Raw genomic sequence first — 15,379 nt, forward strand, 5'->3', positions numbered from 1 at the left:
TCCCGGCCTCGGCGCGCTGCCGTCGGCAACGATTTGCGTGACCCGCCCCGGGTGAGCCGTGTCTCATAGGGGCAGCGTTGCTATGCAACGAGGTGCATAGGAGGATCGTGCGCATGGCGCTCGAGCACGCGATCCTCGTCTCCCTGCTGGAGAAGCCGGGTTCCGGCTATGAGCTGGCTCGGCGGTTCGAGCGGTCCATCGGGTACTTCTGGACCGCCACCCACCAGCAGATCTACCGCGTGCTCAGGCGGATGGAGAGCGATCGGTGGATCGACGTCCGGGACGTCCCGCAACACGGACGTCCTGACAAGAAGGAGTACTCCGTCGCCCAGCCCGGACGGGAAGCGCTCTCTGCGTGGCTGAGCGAACCGACCGAGCCGGAGAGCGTGCGGCACGACCTGGCGGTGAAGATCCGGGGCGCCGCCTTCGACGATCCGGCCGCCCTGATCAACGAGGTCGAGCGGCACCGGCAGGCACACACCGACCGCCTCGCCCACTACCTCGCGGGCGAGACCCGCGACTTCGGAGAACCCCCGGCGGACGGTCCGCTCGACGCCGAACGGGAACTCCAGCACGTCGTACTGCGCGGCGGCATCGCGTACGAACGCATGATGATCGCCTGGCTCGACGACGTCCTCGCCACACTCGCCCGCTTCGACGATCACTGACCGGCCGAGCAGGCACTCACCGGACCGTGACCGTGCCCGGACCCACCCTCATCCATCCCAGCCGAAAGGCGGCACCCGTGACCGACGCGCTGCTCTTCAACCCGCGCACTTACGACCCCGCGCACTTCGACCCCGAGACCCGCAGGCTGCTGCGCGCCACCGTCGACTGGTTCGAAGAGCGAGGCAAGCGCCGGCTGATCGAGGACTACCGGACCCGCGCCTGGCTCGGTGACTTCCTCGCTTTCGCCGCCAAGGAGGGCCTCTTCGCGACTTTCCTCACCCCTGCGTCCGCCGCCGCAGAGGGCGAGGGCGACAAGCGCTGGGACACCGCCCGCATCGCCGCCCTCAACGAAATCCTCGGCTTCTACGGCCTCGATTACTGGTACGCCTGGCAGGTCACCATCCTCGGCCTCGGCCCCGTCTGGCAGAGCGACAACCCCGCCGCCCGCGCCCGCGCCGCCGAACTGCTCTCCCAGGGGGAGGTCTTCGCCTTCGGCCTGTCCGAGAAGGCCCACGGCGCCGACATCTACTCCACCGACATGCTCCTGGAACCGGACGGCAGGGGCGGCTTCCGGGCCACCGGCTCCAAGTACTACATCGGCAACGGCAATGCCGCCGGGCTCGTCTCCGTCTTCGGACGCCGCACCGATGTCGAGGGCCCCGACGGCTACGTCTTCTTCGCCGCCGACAGCCGCCACCCGGCTTACCACCTGGTCAAGAACGTCGTCGATTCCTCGAAGTACGTCAGCGAGTTCCGCCTCGAGGACTACCCCGTAGCTCCGGGAGACGTCCTGCACACCGGCCGAGCAGCCTTCGACGCCGCCCTGAACAGCGTCAACGTAGGCAAGTTCAACCTGTGCACCGCCTCGATAGGCATCTGCGAGCACGCCATGTACGAGGCCGTCACCCACGCGCGGAATCGCATCCTCTACGGCCGCCCCGTCACCGCCTTCCCGCACGTGCGGCGCGAGCTGGCCGACGCGTACGTCCGGCTCGTCGGCATGAAGCTGTTCAGCGACCGCGCCGTCGACTACTTCCGCACCGCGGGCCCCGACGACCGCCGCTACCTTCTCTTCAACCCGATGACGAAGGTGAAGGTGACCACCGAGGGCGAGAAGGTCATCGACCTGATGTGGGACGTCATCGCCGCCAAGGGCTTCGAGAGGGACAACTACTTCGCCCAGGCCGCCGTCGAGATCCGCAGCCTGCCGAAGCTGGAGGGCACCGTCCACGTCAACCTGGCACTGATCCTCAAGTTCATGCGGAACCACCTCCTCGACCCGGTCGCCTACGAGCCCGTCCCGACCCGCCTCGACGCGGCCGACGACGGTTTCCTCTTCCGCCAGGGCCCGGCCCGCGGCCTCGGCTCGGTGCGCTTCCACGACTGGCGGCCGGCCTTCGACACCTATGCACACCTGCCCAACGTTGCCCGGTTCCGTGAACAGGCCGATGCGCTGTGCGAGTTCGTACGCACGGCCGCTCCCGACGAGGAGCAGAGCCGGGACCTCGACCTCCTCCTCGCCGTCGGGCAGCTCTTCGCGCTCGTCGTCCACGGGCAGCTGGTCCTGGAGCAGGCGGCCCTGGCCGGCGTCGAGGAGGACGTCCTCGACGAACTGTTCGCCGTCCTCGTACGTGACTTCTCCGCGCACGCTGTCGAGTTGCACGGCAAGGACTCCGCGACCGAGGAGCAGCAGCTCTGGGCACTCGGTGCTGTCCGGCGCCCGGCGGTCGACGAGGCGCGTTCGGAGCGCGTCTGGCAGCGCGTCGAGGCACTGTCCGGGGCGTACGAGATGATGCCCTGACGCCTCGGCACGGCTGCGGGGTGCGGCGGCCGCCGCCGCACCCCGCGAGGAGTTCGCCGGTGAGCGTGGAGCGTTCGGCGAAGGCCGACGAGGCACTGGACTATGGTCTCGGGCCCGTTGATCCGGCCGGGCCGCATTTGCCGCACCGCGCACTCAGACCAGGATATGTACGCGATATGTCCGCTTCACGGACGCCACGGGTCAGAACGTGAAGGAGGCACGCAGCACGGACCAGCCGCAGCCCCCGGATCGTAGGTGCAGAGGTGGTCAATGCCGGACAGCGCCTCCAACGGGCGTCGGTGAGCCTCGACGGCCTGCTCTGGCGGTCGTCGGGGTGCGCAGCCTCGGGGCCAGAGCTGTGCGCAGTGCCGGGGTAAGGATGTGGCGGGTCTCGGACGGGGTGAGGGCGGCGGGGGTCGGTAACGGGTTGAGGTAGCGGGTGTAGATGAGGCCGCCGAGGATTGTCACCACGGCTGTGGCGCGGGCGGTCGCGTCCCGGCCACCGAGAAATTCAACAAGCCGGGTCAGCAGCTCGTGTTCCAGGTATTCGCGGATCACTTCGGCGGCCTCGTCGCCCCGGGTGGTGAGCTTCTGGAAGTCGTCGTCCTCCCATAGATCCGTGACCGCGTCGATCAGGCGGTCGGGGAGGGTGGCCGGGTCGCCGCCGAGGACGTCGTCCACTGCCAGTGAGTTGGCGCACTGGAACTGCATCACCTCTGCGAACAGGCCCTTCTTTGAGCCGAAGTGGTAGGCGATCAGCGCCGGATCGACCCCGGCCGCCTTGGCCACCGCACGCACGGTGGTGCGCCGATACCCGTGCTCCAGGAACAACCCGCGGCCCGCCGAGACGATCACCTGGCGGGTCGGCGGGTTGCCGCGAGGACGGCCTCGGGTGCGGGCGGGTGCGAGGGCGGCGTTATTCATCAACGTTGAGCTTGTGCTTCGTGATCAGCACAGTCAAGGGCGTTCCGGGAAGCACACGAAGGGATGACCCGACATCATGCGTATCGCAGTCTTCGGCGCCAATGGACCGACCGGCCGCCACCTCACCGAGCAGGCCCTCGCCGCCGGCCACCAGGTCGTTGCCGTGACCCGCCGCCCCGGCTCCCTCCCCGCGCGGCCCGGCCTCACCGTAGCCGTCGCCGACGCCACCGACCCGGTGGCCGTCGATGCCGCGCTCGGCGGGACGGACGCCGTCCTATCCGCGCTGGGCGCACGCTTCAGCAAGGAGACCATAACCACGTACTCGGCGAGCGCCACGGCCATCACCGGGGCTATGACCCGCCACGGCATCAAACGACTTCTCGCTGTCAGCTCCAGCATCGCCGACCCGAACTGGCGTCCCACCGGCGCGCACTTCTTCAACCATGTGCTCGACCCGCTGGTGAACCGGCGCCTGGGCCGCACCCTTCACGAGGACATGCGCCGCATGGAGGACGTGATCCGTCAGAGCAGCCTCGACTGGACCCTCGTGCGACCCTCGGGCCTGTTCGAGAACCCCGTCGTCACCGAATACCACACCGCCGAGACCAGCGCCGACGGCGTCTTCACCGCCCGCGCCGACCTCGCCGCGAGCATGCTGCGCGAGCTGAAGGAACGGCGCTACGTCCGGACAGCCATGGGCGTCATCACCACGGCCGTGAAGCCGAATATCGCCAAGCTGATCTGGAATGAGGGCGTGAAGAAGAAGTGAGCCGGGCGACCGCCGAACTCCCGGTCAGCACGCGGGCGTTCCTCACTACTTCTCATGCCACCTTGATGACGACCTTGCCCGAGCTGTGACCGTTCTCGACGGTGGCGAGGGCGGCCGGGGCGTCGGAGAGCGGATGGACCGCGGTGATGACGGGTGCGAGGAGTCCGTCGAGGGCCAGCCGGGCCGACCGCTGCAGGTTCTCGCGGTCGACGCGACGCTCGACGAAACGCCCACCGAGATCGGGCACAGACATATCACCCACAGAGATGACGTTGCGGGGGTCCTGGGCCAGCGGAGCGACCGTCCGCAGCGAGGTGCCACCGGCCAGGTCGACGATCCCGTTGAAGCCGTCCGGAACCCACTCGCGTGCCGCGGCGGCGACGTCCTCGGCGGTGTAGTCGATGAACCGCACCCCGATGGCCTCGGCGTGCTCGCGTTTGGCGGTACTCCCGGTGCCGATGACCCGCAGTTCGCGCCCGACAGCCAGACGGGCGACGGCGAGGCCGACCCCGCCCCCGACCCCGTTGACCAGGACCGTGGCACCGGCCGGGAGGCCGAGCTGGTCGAGCACGTCCACCGCGGTCGTCGCGGCCACTGGCAGCGTCGCCGCCACGGTCGCGGACAGACCCTCCGGGATGCGCGCGGTGTTCGGCGCGGACAGCACCGTCGTCTCGGCGTAGGTGCCGCCACCGGTGAGTGCGAAACCGAAGACCGCGTCACCCACCTCGAGCCCGCTGACGTCCTCGCCCCGTGCGAGAACGGTGCCGGCTGCCTCCATGCCCAGCACGCGGGGAAACGGACGCCCGCCGTCGAGCCCGTCGACCAGACCCGAGCGCAGCAGGTGGTCGAGGGGATTCACACCGGCGACGTCGACGTGGATCAGCACCTCGTCGCGACCTGGGACGGGATCGGGACGATCAAAGAACTCCTGCACTTCGGGCCCGCCGTACTTGCCGAAACCCCACGTCTGCCCCATCTTCCGCCGCCTCTCGTACGACCGACCCGGTGATTCCGGGCGTTGTCGCCATCCTCACCCCTGACATCGATGTGAGGGGCAACGGGATGAGACGCAGATCACAGCGTCAAGCCGACTGTGCCACCGGTTCCGGGGCCGCGGACAGCTCCGCCCGGTGTCGGCTGTTGGCCCCGATCAGCACGTCGAGTGCGTCCCGGGTCTCGATCAGGTGCGCGATGTCGGCGTCGATCCGGTCGCGCTCGCGCATCATCGCCGTGAACGTCTCCTCGGCGACGCCCAGGTCACCCGGGACATCCACGCACGGCAGCACAGTCGCGATCACCCGGCTGGACATACCCGCGTCGAACAACTGCCGGATGAGTGACACGCGCTGGACCGCACCATCGGAAAAGTGACGCTGCCCCGCGTCGGAGCGTGAGCTGGTCAGCAGGCCCTGCTCTTCGTAGTACCGCAATGAGCGCGGACTCACGCCCGTGCGCTTGGACAACTCGCCTATCCGCATCCCTGAAAGCCTACGCCCGCGAGCACCAGGTACGGACCGCCGTCGAGTCATGGACGCTCGCGGACACACCCACGGCCGCAGACGTGTCCTCCCGGTCCCACGACTGAGCACGTTCGTCTGTACACGCCTGAGCATCTGTCTCGGCATGCCAGGCGCAGGGGCTGCGGTCACAATGACGGATGCTGAGCGGCCCTCGTCCCCCCATCAGTGGGTCGCTCGGCGTCAGCAGAGCTGATCGCTAGTTTCGTCCCTGACGGGATCGGTGGTCAGGACCATGGCCACTACGATCCGCTTGCTCGACGATGGCGGCGCCGTCGGCCACCGCTCGCCGGCCGACCGGTCCGGCAGTAGCAGACGCGGGGCGTGCTCGGCCAGGATGCTTCGCTACCCCCACCCAGTCTCTGCCGTCGTCCTCGAAGGTGAAGTACACGCTCAGCACGCATGAGAAGGTTTCCCCGGCGGGGGCGTTCTCCCACGCCGTGTCGATGATCCGGACATCGTGCGCCGCGACCCATGCGGCGGCTTCCGCGAAGGGCTCCGCCATAGCCGACCCGAAGAACATCTTTCGCGCCATAGGGTGCACTTGGGAGTCGGCGTCGGAATCATCGAAGTCGTCAGGGACCATCAGGTGAAGACGGGGTTCAGTTCTCATGCGGCCACCTTTCAGCGTTCGGCCGCCTGGTCGCGACCCTCACCGTGAGGACTCCACAGCGCGCTTCGGGGTTGATCCTCGGGGCAGTTCAGATGGCACGGACGTATCCGGCCGTCACTCTGGGAGAACCAGACAGCATGTCTTGCCGGGGTGCACGCCGATGCAGCGGTCCGGTAGTTCGACCTCGAATACCGACAGCTCGGACGGTGGGGAACTCGGCGCCTCAGGGACCCCCAGGCGGGAGATGAACCCGACCTGGGCGGTGGACGCTCCGGCAGCGGCATCAGCAGCGCCCGGGCCGCGGCCAGACGGCCCGTCTTTCCGGAACTTCGACCAGGCCCTCAGCGCCTTCCTCCACCAGCGCCCCACGACAGCAACGCGGGCCGCGCGGACTGCAGTCCGGTGCGCCGCCGCCGGGCACAGGAAGTGCGCACAGCACAGGCCCGCGTCAGCGAGGGCGGCAGAACCCGTGAACCCGTCCGCGAGGTGGTTGAGCGCATCTCCTTGCCCCGACGCTGCTCCGCCTCGCGAACACGCGCTCTAATTAGCATTACGCATCGCCTCGGCTACCTCACCGACACCCAGGAAAGGATCCTGCGCTTGATCCGTGAGCACATCGCCACCCATGGCGAAGCTCCGACGATCACGCAGATCGGGGCGGCCGCGGGCCTGCGGAGCCGCGCCTCGGTGCACTACCAGCTGGGCGAGCTGGAGACGAAGCACGCGATCGTCCGGGAGCCCGGACAGCGTAGAGGGATCCGCCTGGCATGACCAGCCCCGACCACTACTACCTGCTGTTCACCTGTGACGGTCGCCTGGTTCTGCGCGGCTGGTGGGGAACGGAGGCGGTCGCCCGGAGGAAGTTCCGTCTCTGGGGCGGCGAGTACGGCAGCCTGCCCGGTGCCCGGATCACCCTCACTGACGAGGCCACCCCCCTTCAGTGCCCACTCCTCGACGTCACCGAACCCAGCACCCGAGCCCTGTCATCTACCTGCTCGAAAACGCAATCTGGGCCGGTGCGCTGCCCGATCAGCGCCACGAGCGCGCCAAGGAGCTCCTGCACACCCTGAACGCCGCCCTGGACGCCTGGCCAACGGGGCGACCACCGCGTCCGGCCCGGCCCCGCCCTCGTGCCGGGCCGGACGCGCCGCTGCCCGAGCCGGGGGAGCGGGCGTGCGCCACTTACACCGCCATCCACGACGTCACACCCAGCCGCTGAACGCCCCGGACCCCTCTCTGGCACGGAGGGCGACCGGCAACAACCGGGCCACGCCGCGCACAACCCCTACCGCGGCGCGCCGCCCGGCATCACCCCCTGGCGCCCGAACACCGCTGGCCATGTGCCCGCCGACCAGGCAGCCACGCGGCCACCGTTGCGTCCCTTGGTGCCCGGCCCGGCACCGCCCCCATCGGTCGCCGTAACGGTCCGGACGGCGGAGGGCCCGGCACCTGTGCGGTGCCGGGCCCTCGTCCTGCCTGCCGGTCTCATCCCACCAGTTCGGGCTCCCGCTCGGTCGCCGGGAGCCCGTTGTCCGGCGCGCCCTCCACGTGCTGCGCCGGACGCTTCGGGAGGGCGGACATCAACAGGAAGATCACGCCCATGATCCCGGCGACCCACCACAGCGCGTTCTGGAAGGCGTGCACGAAGGCCGGCCCCACCTGGGCGCGCGTCAGCCGGTCGCCGATCACCCCGAAGAACACCACGGACACCAGCCCGAGGCCGAGCGCGTTGCCCATCTGCTGCACGGTGTTGATGAGACCGGACGCCGATCCGGCATGCTCGCGCGGGACCTCCGAGAGCACCGCGTCCGTCAGCGGGGCGACGATCAGCCCCATGCCGGCCCCCATGACGACCAGCGGGAGGGCCATCTGCCAGGAGGCGATGGCGAGACCGTACCGGTGGGCCTCCCAGATGTAGAGGAGGACACCCGCCGCCATCACCAGCGCGCCCGCCTGGAGCACCTTGCGACCGAACCGCGGGACCAGCCTCTGCACCGACATCCCGGCCGCCGTGGACACCGCGAGCGAGAACGGCACACCGGTCAGGCCGGCCCGCAGCGGGCTCCAGCCGAGACCGATCTGCATGTACAGCGTCCAGACCAGGAAGAAGATGCCGAGCGCGACACCGAAGACGGTCTGCACGGCGACGCCGGCGGCGAAGCTCTTGACCTTGAACAGCGACAGCTCGATCAGCGGGGAGCCGTCGCGGGCGGCCTTGCGCCGCTCGTAGGCCACCAGCACCGCGAAGACCACCAGCGCGCCCGCCATGCACAGGTGGCCCCACAGCGGCCAGCCCAGCTCACGGCCGCGGGTGAGCGGGTAGAGCAGCATCAGCAGGCCGAGGGTCACCAGGGCGACGCCGACCAGGTCCAGCTTCAGCGCCCTCGGCGCGCGGGACTCGGTGATGTAGCGGCGGCCGAGCAGGAAGGCGACGACGCCGACCGGCAGGTTGATCAGGAAGATGGGCCGCCACTCCAGACCGAACAGGTTCCACTCCGTCAGCAGCGCGCCGAGCAGCGGCCCGGATACCGCGCCGAGGCCGACGATCGCGCCGAACAGCCCGAAGACCTTGCCGCGTTCGTGGGCGGGGAAGGTGACGTGCACGATCGACAGGACCTGCGGGACCATCATCGCCGCCATGCCGCCCTGGAGGAGGCGGGAGGCGACCAGCATCTCCGGGTTCGCGGCGAACCCGCACAGCGCCGAAGCCAGGGTGAAGCCGCCGATACCGACGAGGAACAGCCGGCGGCGGCCGTGGATGTCGCCGAGACGGCCACCGGTGATCAGGCCGGCGGCGAAGGCGAGGGCGTACCCCGCGGTTATCCACTGGATCTGGCTGAGCGACGCGCCCGCGTCACGCTGGATCGAGGGGATCGCGATGTTGACGATCGTGACGTCGACGAGGTCCATGAAGGCCGCCGCCATGATGATCGCGAGCGCGAACCAGCGGCGGCGGTCGCCCGGTGCCTGCTGTGTGCTGAGGGTTGGTTCCGTGGAGGTCATGCGTCCAAGCTAGGACCCCAGTAGGTCAGATCGTGTCCTAGTGGTGCGGGCATCCTCGAAGGCATGACGACGGACACCCCGGCCCGGCTTCTCCAGCTGCTCTCCCTCCTCCAGACCCCGCGTGAGTGGCCCGGCGGTGAGCTCGCCGACCGGCTAGAGGTGTCCCGCCGTACCGTCCGGCGGGACATCGACCGGCTGCGGGAGCTGGGCTACCCGGTGCAGGCCACGATGGGCGCGGACGGCGGGTACCGGCTGGTCGCGGGCAAGGCGATGCCCCCGCTGGTGCTCGACGACGAGGAGGCGGTGGCGATCGCCGTCGGCCTGCGGGCCGGCGCCGGGCACGCGGTGGCGGGCGTGGACGAGGCATCCGTGCGGGCGCTGGCGAAGCTGGAGCAGGTGCTGCCGGCCCGGCTGCGCCACCGGGTCTCCACACTGCAGGCCGCGACGACCCCGCTGACCAGCGGGGACGGGGCGAGCATCGCACCGGAGACGCTGACCGTGATGGCGTCGACGGTGGCGGGCCGGGAGCGGCTGCGCTTCGCCTATCGCGACAAGGAGGGCGGTGAGACCCGGCGGCTGACCGAGCCGCACCGGCTCGTCTCGACCGGGCGCCGGTGGTACCTCGTCGCCTACGACCTCGACCGGGAGGACTGGCGCACGTTCCGGGTCGACCGGGTGCGGGAGCCGTTGGCCACCGGGATGCGGTTCGCGCCGCGGGAACTGCCGGAGGGCGGCGCGGCGGAGTACCTGCGCCGGTCCATCGGGCAGCGGCACGACCGGTACGAGTACGAGGTCCGGTTCGCCGCCCCCGTGGAGACGGTGTCGGCGCGGCTGCCGGAATGGCTCGGCGCACCGGAGGCGGACGGGGAGGGCGGGTGCGTGCTGCGCGGCGCGGGCGGGGACCAGCCGGAGTGGCTGGCGGTGCGCCTGGCCATGGTGGGCTGCGAGTTCACCGTACGGTCACCGGCCGAACTGGCGGACTGCGCGCGGGAACTGGGCGACCGGCTGAGCCGCGCGGGCGGGACCGGGCACGGCGGGGTGAGCCGCGCGGGCGGTACTGCCAAGTGAGCCGCGCGCGGTACGGGCACGGCCGGGTGAGTCGCCCGGGCGGGACGACCGGCTGTGCCGCGCGGGCGCGTGGGAGCAACCGGCCGCCGACCGGGCACGTCGCCTCCTCCCAGGTGAAGTGGGCCAGCGCGTCGAGGTTGTGCAGGGCCAGCGTGGCCGGGCCGCCGGCGCCCGTGGGCGGCTCGGTGGTGGCGGCCCAGGACTCGACGGCGACTCGGATCGCCGCCCCCGCGACCGCCGCAGCGAAGCGCAGACGGGGAGGGACGGGGGCCGGGGCGGGGGCCGGAGGGTCCGGGCTCGGGTCCGGGTCCGGGCTCGGGTCCGGGTCCGGGGGCGGGCTCGGGTCCAGGTCCGGGTCCGAGGTCGAGTCCGGGTGGGAAACGTTGTCGTGGGTGTCCTCGTAGACACCGGTACGGCTTGTCCCACCAGAGCTGCCGGCCTCCCCGGCGGTCGCCGCCCGCCCCGCGTACGTCGACAGCCGGTGGGCCAGGATCTCCGCGAGTGCACCCTCCTCCGCCTGGCAGACCTCGGCCCAGACCTTGCGCAGGGCGGGGCTGGCGTCGGCGAGCCGGATGAGGGTGCGCACCCACTCCCAGGCCGACGCCGAGACGCCGAAACCCGGGGTGAGGGTCTCGCGGACCGCGTGCCGCAGGGCCTCCAGGACGCCGAGGGAGGCCGGGGCCTCGCGTACGGCCTGGGTCCAGCGCCGGGCGCACGCGGCGTAGAGCGGGGCCACCGCCTCCTCCTTTGATTGGGCCGCTTTCCCCGAGGACTCCAGCCTGCTGGTGACCGGTTGTGATCGCTGGCGGTGTACCGGCTCCCGGTCCCGCCGGTCTCTCTGAGGGGGGGGCGGCTGTTGGAGCGGTAGCAGCGCCGCCGCAGCTACGACCCGGGCTGGCGTGGGCCCCGCTTACGGGCCGAGCGCGCCGACCTCGGCGCCGACGTTAAAGCAACCGACCCCTACGGGCGGCGCTGGGTGAGCCAGCTTCATCGCCGCTGACGGCTGGGAGGTCGACCTGCCGCTGTGGACGGACGCCGCCGACTGCGGCCCCTGCCACCCCGGCAACGACTCGCACTGACCGCCCAGCAACGCCGAGCTCCCCGGACCCAGGCACACGGCTGGGGTTCGGGGAGCACACCCGGGTGAGATGTCAGCAAACCGGTCCGCGGCCTAGTCGCGGCCGCCAGGATGGACCGGGTGACCACCAGCACCGCAGACCTCTGGCACCACTACGGCCGCGCCCGCGCCAGCAGCGACCGCACCGTTCCCGACACCTTCTACTGGAGTTGGAGCCAGGACGCCGGGCCCGGCCCCGAAGCCTTCGGGGAGCTGACCGGCCTCTGCGTGGGCGACCTCGGCGCCGGCACAGCCCGGCACGCAGCACACCTGGCGGTCCACCACCAGCCGGCCCGGGTAGTCGCCGTCGACGCCTCGCCCGCCCAGCACGCCATGGCAACCGACCTCTACGCCCACCTCGCTCCGCCCTTGCACATCGTGCAGTCCGACGCGGTGCCCCACCTGCAGGCGATGACCGGCACATACGACGTGCTGTACAGCGTCTTCGGCGCCCTGGACTTCACCGACCCACGCGAGTTGCTACCAGCGGCGGCCACCGCGCTCAAACCAGGCGGCAGGCTGGTGTACTCCACCCTCGCCCACTACCTGAACGGAGCGCCAGCCCAACCCGATGCAGTGGCTGCCGACATCCCGGCAAGGACGCCTAACGGCGAAGCAGTCACGATGCGCCGCTGGGTCCTCCAGGAGCACGTGTGGACCAAACTGCTCGACGAGGCCGGATTCACCAACATCACAGTCGACGTCCTGCCCGCCGCCACCGGACCGCGCACCGCCGACACGCTGCTGATGAGCGCCTACCATCCGTCCTAGAGCAGGGCCGGCCGCCACACTAACGCTGCCCGGCGGCAGCAGTGGCCGGGCACCATACGCACCGCGGGCAGGTCCAGCTGGTTGATCTACTGCGCTGACGAACGGTGAGTTGGTCGTCGACCCACGCGGTGGGGTGCGGGTCATTTCGTTGTCGCCGGCGGGTTCGGGCCGCCGGGCGGGGCAGGGTCCGTGGTGGGTGGTCTGGTGCGGACGGTGGGCTGGTCCCCGCGGGGGCCGAACAGGTGCAGGATTTCCACGGCGTTCGAGTCCGCGGGGCCGAACCAGTGAGGTTCGGTGGTGTCGAACTCGGCCACTTCGCCGGGCCGCAGCGTGAAGTCCCGCGCCCCGAGGACGAGGCGCAGCCGGCCGGCGAGGACGTAGAGCCATTCGTAGCCCTCGTGCGTGACCAATTCCGGCTCGCGGTGCGCCAGCACCTGTTTGAAGACCTGCACCCGGCCCGGGTACTGCGTCAGGGGCACTAGAACGCTGCCGCGCCCCTTGCGCACGGGCCGCAAGTGCACCCGAGGGTCACCACTGGCCGGTGCCGCCACCAACTGGTCGAGTGCGACGTGGTGCGCCTGTGCCAGCGGGATGAGCAGATCGAGCGTCGGGCGGCGCCTGCCCGACTCCACCCGGGACAGCGTGCTGACGGAGATCCCGGTCGCGGCGGCGAGCGCCTCGAGCGTGAGTCCCCGGTCCCGGCGCAGATTGCGCAGCCGGGGCCCAATGCCGTTGAGGATCTGCTCCAGCTCCGCATCATCGACTTCTGCCCTGCCCCCATTTTGCAGTGTCCGCAAAACTACTGGGCTGTGGCCACGGCGCGACCTGAGCCTTGCCAGGCACGGTTCCCGGACAGCAGAGGCAGACATGACCGCGACGACACCCCCTGTGCCCTCCCCGCTCAATGCGCGCAGACGCTGGACGATCCTGGCCGTCTGCTGCCTGAGCATGTTCCTGGTCGGGCTGGACACCACCATTGTCAACGTGGGCTGCCGGCCATCGGACGTGGTGTGCAGGTTGGTACCCGCGGACTGGAATGGATCGTGGACTCCTATACCCTCGTCCTGGCCAGCTGCCTGATCTCCTCCGGCGTACTGGCGGACCGCTTCGGACGCCGCCGGGTATTCCAGTGCGGACTGGCCGTCTTCGGCACCGCCTCACTGCTCTGCGCCCTCGCCCCGTCGGCCGGCCTGCTCATCACGGCTCGTGCCCTGCAGGGCATCGGCGCCTCGATGCTCAGCCCGGTGGCACTTGCGAGCGTGGTGAACGCGATGACCGACCCGAAGGAACGGGCACAGGCGATCGGCATCTGGGCATCGGTGTTCGGACTGAGCATGGCCGCCGGACCCGTCACGGCCTTCAGCGGTGCCGTCGTGGGCGCGGTGGCCGTGTTCGTCGCCCTGAACATGACGCTGTTGCTGAACACCCTCTACCTGCAGCACACCCGGCAATGGACGCCACTGGCCGCCGGCCTGGCGACCTTGCCCCTGGCCCTCGGAGCGACCGTCTGCGCCCCCTGGTCCGGCCGCATGGTCGGCCGCACGGGACCGCGACTGCCGCTTGCTCCTGGGCGGCGCCTTCATCGCGGCCGGCGCCCTCTGCCTGGTCGGGCTCGCCCCACGTACCAGCGTGCTCCTGCTGCTGACCGCCTACCTGCTCACCGGCATCGGGTTCGGCTTCGCCAACGCCCCGATCACCAACACCGCGGTCAACGGACTGCCGCCCGCCCGCCCGCGCCGGCGTGGCCGGGGCGATCACCTCCACTGCGAGGCAACTCGGTGCCGCCCTCGGCATCGCCCTCGCCGGCGGCCTGGTCGCGGCCGCCACCCCCAAGGGGCTCGCCGAGGCGTCCCGCCCGGGCTGGGTCCTGGCCACCGCCTGCGGCGGACTGCTCCTCCTGCTGGTCCTCACAGCACAGCCGAAGGGATCCTTCCCGAGCCCCGCCTTGCGACCGGCGCGGCAGCCCGCCGGACGCACCGCGGTCCGTCTCCCCCCCCCGCTCGGAGGCCGGCAGGCAGCGGACTCTGCGAACAGCAGGGCGAAGAGCGAGCCGCGGGACGGGAGGTAACCCGCCAACCCGCCCGGACCTCGGCGAGGTCCCGTAGCCGGCCAGGAGACCGGCAGCAGCCCTCCCGCGTGGTTCTGCTGGGTGGGCAGCGACCGGGACGCGCGGTTGGGGCCCCTTCGCATGCGCCCGGTACGGGCCGCCCCGACAGCCCGGCCGCCCGCTGGTCCGCAGCGGTGAGGAGCCCGGTGCCCACGCAGGGGTCCTCATGGCGGCCTGCACCTTCCGTACACGGGGATGGGCGGCCGGTGTGCGCGGCCGGACAGCGAGCGCCCACAGGCCGCCGCACGGGCTAGGACCGAGGAGACGGGCTCCCCGCCGCTCAGGCGCTCCTTAACGCGCACGCCGTACGAAGCCACGTTCATCGCGGACAGGGAGATGCCCGCTGTGCGGCAGTCCCGGGCGATGGCGGCGCCGTCCACACCGACGATGCCGATCCATGCCTCCATCTCCTGCGGCCACAGCCCCACCCGGGCCCAGGCCTGCGCCCGGCTCCGCAACTCGGGCCCGCGCAGGCGCACGGCCTGGCGGCTGAGCATGGTGAAGGCCAGGGCTTGAAGCGACCGACGGTCGTCGCGGCGGGTCGTCTGTTGCCGAGTTGCCGAGTTGCCGAGTTGCCGAGTTGCCGAGTTGCCGCGGTGCGAGCGGTGCGGGCGGTGCGCCGGCGTACGGCGGCCAGGTCGGCCGCCAGGTCCAGGCCTTCGCGGGCGGCGACGGCTTCCGCGCTGTCGGCCGGTGCGCCGGTGTAGGCGGCGGCGAGGTAGGCGTAGGCGGCCTGCAGTGCGGGGCCGGTGAACCGGGGACGGGCCATGGCAGGGCTCCTAAAAGGGGTGCGGGCAGGACGAAGGCCCGATGCCGAGGGGCATCGGGGCCTTCGAGGACTGCGGCTATATGTGAGGGGGACAGTCCGTGCGCGCTGCTCTCAGCGGAGCTGGCAGGGGGTGAGCGGACTGTCGGTGATGAAGAAAGCGGGGTACACCCCGCGGGCTACCGACGGAACTCGCTGGCCTGGGTCTTACGGCGCTTCGCTCGTGTAGTGATCCCGTGATGGGACCGCCAGGT

Annotated in this window: 16 protein-coding genes and 1 pseudogene; 10 read left to right on the forward strand and 7 right to left on the reverse strand. The window is 70.9% G+C overall.

What is annotated here, in order from left to right; all coding sequences use genetic code 11:
- The first annotated feature begins 113 nt into the window (after window positions 1-113).
- Complete coding sequence (locus ACFYU0_RS07375) at window positions 114-668, forward strand: PadR family transcriptional regulator (protein WP_389298470.1); 555 nt, start codon at window positions 114-116, stop codon at window positions 666-668.
- A gap of 77 nt (window positions 669-745) precedes the next feature.
- Window positions 746-2,470: an acyl-CoA dehydrogenase family protein gene (locus tag ACFYU0_RS07380; RefSeq protein ID WP_389298471.1), complete on the forward strand. Its 1,725-nt coding sequence runs from the start codon at window positions 746-748 to the stop codon at window positions 2,468-2,470.
- Window positions 2,471-2,737: 267 nt separating this feature from the next.
- Here ACFYU0_RS07380 and ACFYU0_RS07385 read toward each other — a convergent pair whose 3' ends face one another.
- The gene (locus ACFYU0_RS07385; RefSeq protein WP_389298472.1) at window positions 2,738-3,394 is read right to left on the reverse strand and encodes a TetR/AcrR family transcriptional regulator; all 657 of its coding nucleotides are present in this window, start codon (window positions 3,392-3,394) and stop codon (window positions 2,738-2,740) included.
- Between the two features lie 76 nt (window positions 3,395-3,470).
- On the opposite strand from ACFYU0_RS07385, the gene ACFYU0_RS07390 reads away from it, so the two are divergent.
- Window positions 3,471-4,163 carry an NAD(P)H-binding protein gene (locus ACFYU0_RS07390; RefSeq protein ID WP_351667167.1) on the forward strand — a complete coding sequence of 231 codons (693 nt, stop codon included), beginning with the start codon at window positions 3,471-3,473 and terminating at the stop codon, window positions 4,161-4,163.
- Between the two features lie 52 nt (window positions 4,164-4,215).
- On the opposite strand, the gene ACFYU0_RS07395 is transcribed toward ACFYU0_RS07390, so the two are convergent.
- The 3 genes from ACFYU0_RS07395 to ACFYU0_RS07405 all read right to left on the reverse strand — a co-directional run bounded on the left by ACFYU0_RS07395 (window position 4,216) and on the right by ACFYU0_RS07405 (window position 6,293).
- On the reverse strand, window positions 4,216-5,139 hold the full coding sequence (locus ACFYU0_RS07395) for an NADP-dependent oxidoreductase (protein WP_389298473.1): 924 nt from the start codon (window positions 5,137-5,139) through the stop codon (window positions 4,216-4,218).
- A gap of 106 nt (window positions 5,140-5,245) precedes the next feature.
- A complete protein-coding gene (locus ACFYU0_RS07400) occupies window positions 5,246-5,641 on the reverse strand; it encodes a MerR family transcriptional regulator (protein ID WP_351667164.1) in 396 nt (131 codons plus the stop codon).
- A 238-nt stretch (window positions 5,642-5,879) separates the two neighbouring features.
- Window positions 5,880-6,293, reverse strand: a complete 414-nt coding sequence (locus ACFYU0_RS07405) for a hypothetical protein (protein WP_389298474.1) — start codon at window positions 6,291-6,293, stop codon at window positions 5,880-5,882.
- Window positions 6,294-6,779: 486 nt separating this feature from the next.
- On the opposite strand from ACFYU0_RS07405, the gene ACFYU0_RS07410 reads away from it, so the two are divergent.
- Together ACFYU0_RS07410 and ACFYU0_RS07415 are read left to right on the forward strand one after the other, a co-directional pair.
- On the forward strand, window positions 6,780-7,064 hold the full coding sequence (locus ACFYU0_RS07410; RefSeq protein WP_389298926.1) for a hypothetical protein: 285 nt from the start codon (window positions 6,780-6,782) through the stop codon (window positions 7,062-7,064).
- Entirely contained in the window at window positions 7,061-7,363 is a 303-nt protein-coding gene (locus tag ACFYU0_RS07415) for a hypothetical protein (protein WP_389298475.1), read from the forward strand. Before ACFYU0_RS07410 ends, ACFYU0_RS07415 begins: the two co-directional genes overlap by 4 nt.
- 415 nt (window positions 7,364-7,778) lie before the next feature.
- Here ACFYU0_RS07415 and ACFYU0_RS07420 read toward each other — a convergent pair whose 3' ends face one another.
- Entirely contained in the window at window positions 7,779-9,296 is a 1,518-nt protein-coding gene (locus tag ACFYU0_RS07420) for an MFS transporter (protein WP_389298476.1), read from the reverse strand.
- Window positions 9,297-9,359: 63 nt separating this feature from the next.
- Between ACFYU0_RS07420 and ACFYU0_RS07425 the strand changes: the two genes are divergently transcribed.
- Window positions 9,360-10,364, forward strand: coding sequence for a helix-turn-helix transcriptional regulator (locus ACFYU0_RS07425; RefSeq protein ID WP_389298478.1), 1,005 nt, complete (start codon window positions 9,360-9,362; stop codon window positions 10,362-10,364).
- Here ACFYU0_RS07425 and ACFYU0_RS07430 read toward each other — a convergent pair.
- A complete protein-coding gene (locus ACFYU0_RS07430) occupies window positions 10,246-11,100 on the reverse strand; it encodes a hypothetical protein (RefSeq protein ID WP_389298480.1) in 855 nt (284 codons plus the stop codon). The two genes, ACFYU0_RS07425 and ACFYU0_RS07430, sit on opposite strands and share 119 nt — an antisense overlap.
- Window positions 11,101-11,286: 186 nt before the next feature.
- On the opposite strand from ACFYU0_RS07430, the pseudogene ACFYU0_RS07435 reads away from it, so the two are divergent.
- Together ACFYU0_RS07435 and ACFYU0_RS07440 are read left to right on the forward strand one after the other, a co-directional pair.
- Window positions 11,287-11,361: pseudogene (locus tag ACFYU0_RS07435) on the forward strand (restriction endonuclease); the annotation flags it as partial.
- Window positions 11,362-11,562: 201 nt separating this feature from the next.
- Window positions 11,563-12,252, forward strand: coding sequence for a methyltransferase domain-containing protein (locus tag ACFYU0_RS07440; RefSeq protein WP_389298481.1), 690 nt, complete (start codon window positions 11,563-11,565; stop codon window positions 12,250-12,252).
- A 140-nt stretch (window positions 12,253-12,392) separates the two neighbouring features.
- Here the strand turns inward: ACFYU0_RS07440 and ACFYU0_RS07445 are convergent, their stop codons facing one another.
- Window positions 12,393-13,049, reverse strand: coding sequence for a helix-turn-helix domain-containing protein (locus tag ACFYU0_RS07445; protein WP_389298483.1), 657 nt, complete (start codon window positions 13,047-13,049; stop codon window positions 12,393-12,395).
- A gap of 246 nt (window positions 13,050-13,295) precedes the next feature.
- Between ACFYU0_RS07445 and ACFYU0_RS07450 the strand changes: the two genes are divergently transcribed.
- Entirely contained in the window at window positions 13,296-14,357 is a 1,062-nt protein-coding gene (locus ACFYU0_RS07450; protein WP_389298485.1) for an MFS transporter, read from the forward strand.
- A 338-nt stretch (window positions 14,358-14,695) separates the two neighbouring features.
- Complete coding sequence (locus ACFYU0_RS07455) at window positions 14,696-14,875, forward strand: hypothetical protein (protein WP_389298487.1); 180 nt, start codon at window positions 14,696-14,698, stop codon at window positions 14,873-14,875.
- Window positions 14,876-15,379 lie beyond the last annotated feature (504 nt).

Source organism: Streptomyces sp. NPDC003720 (genome assembly GCF_042875075.1).
Lineage (GTDB): Bacteria > Actinomycetota > Actinomycetes > Streptomycetales > Streptomycetaceae > Streptomyces.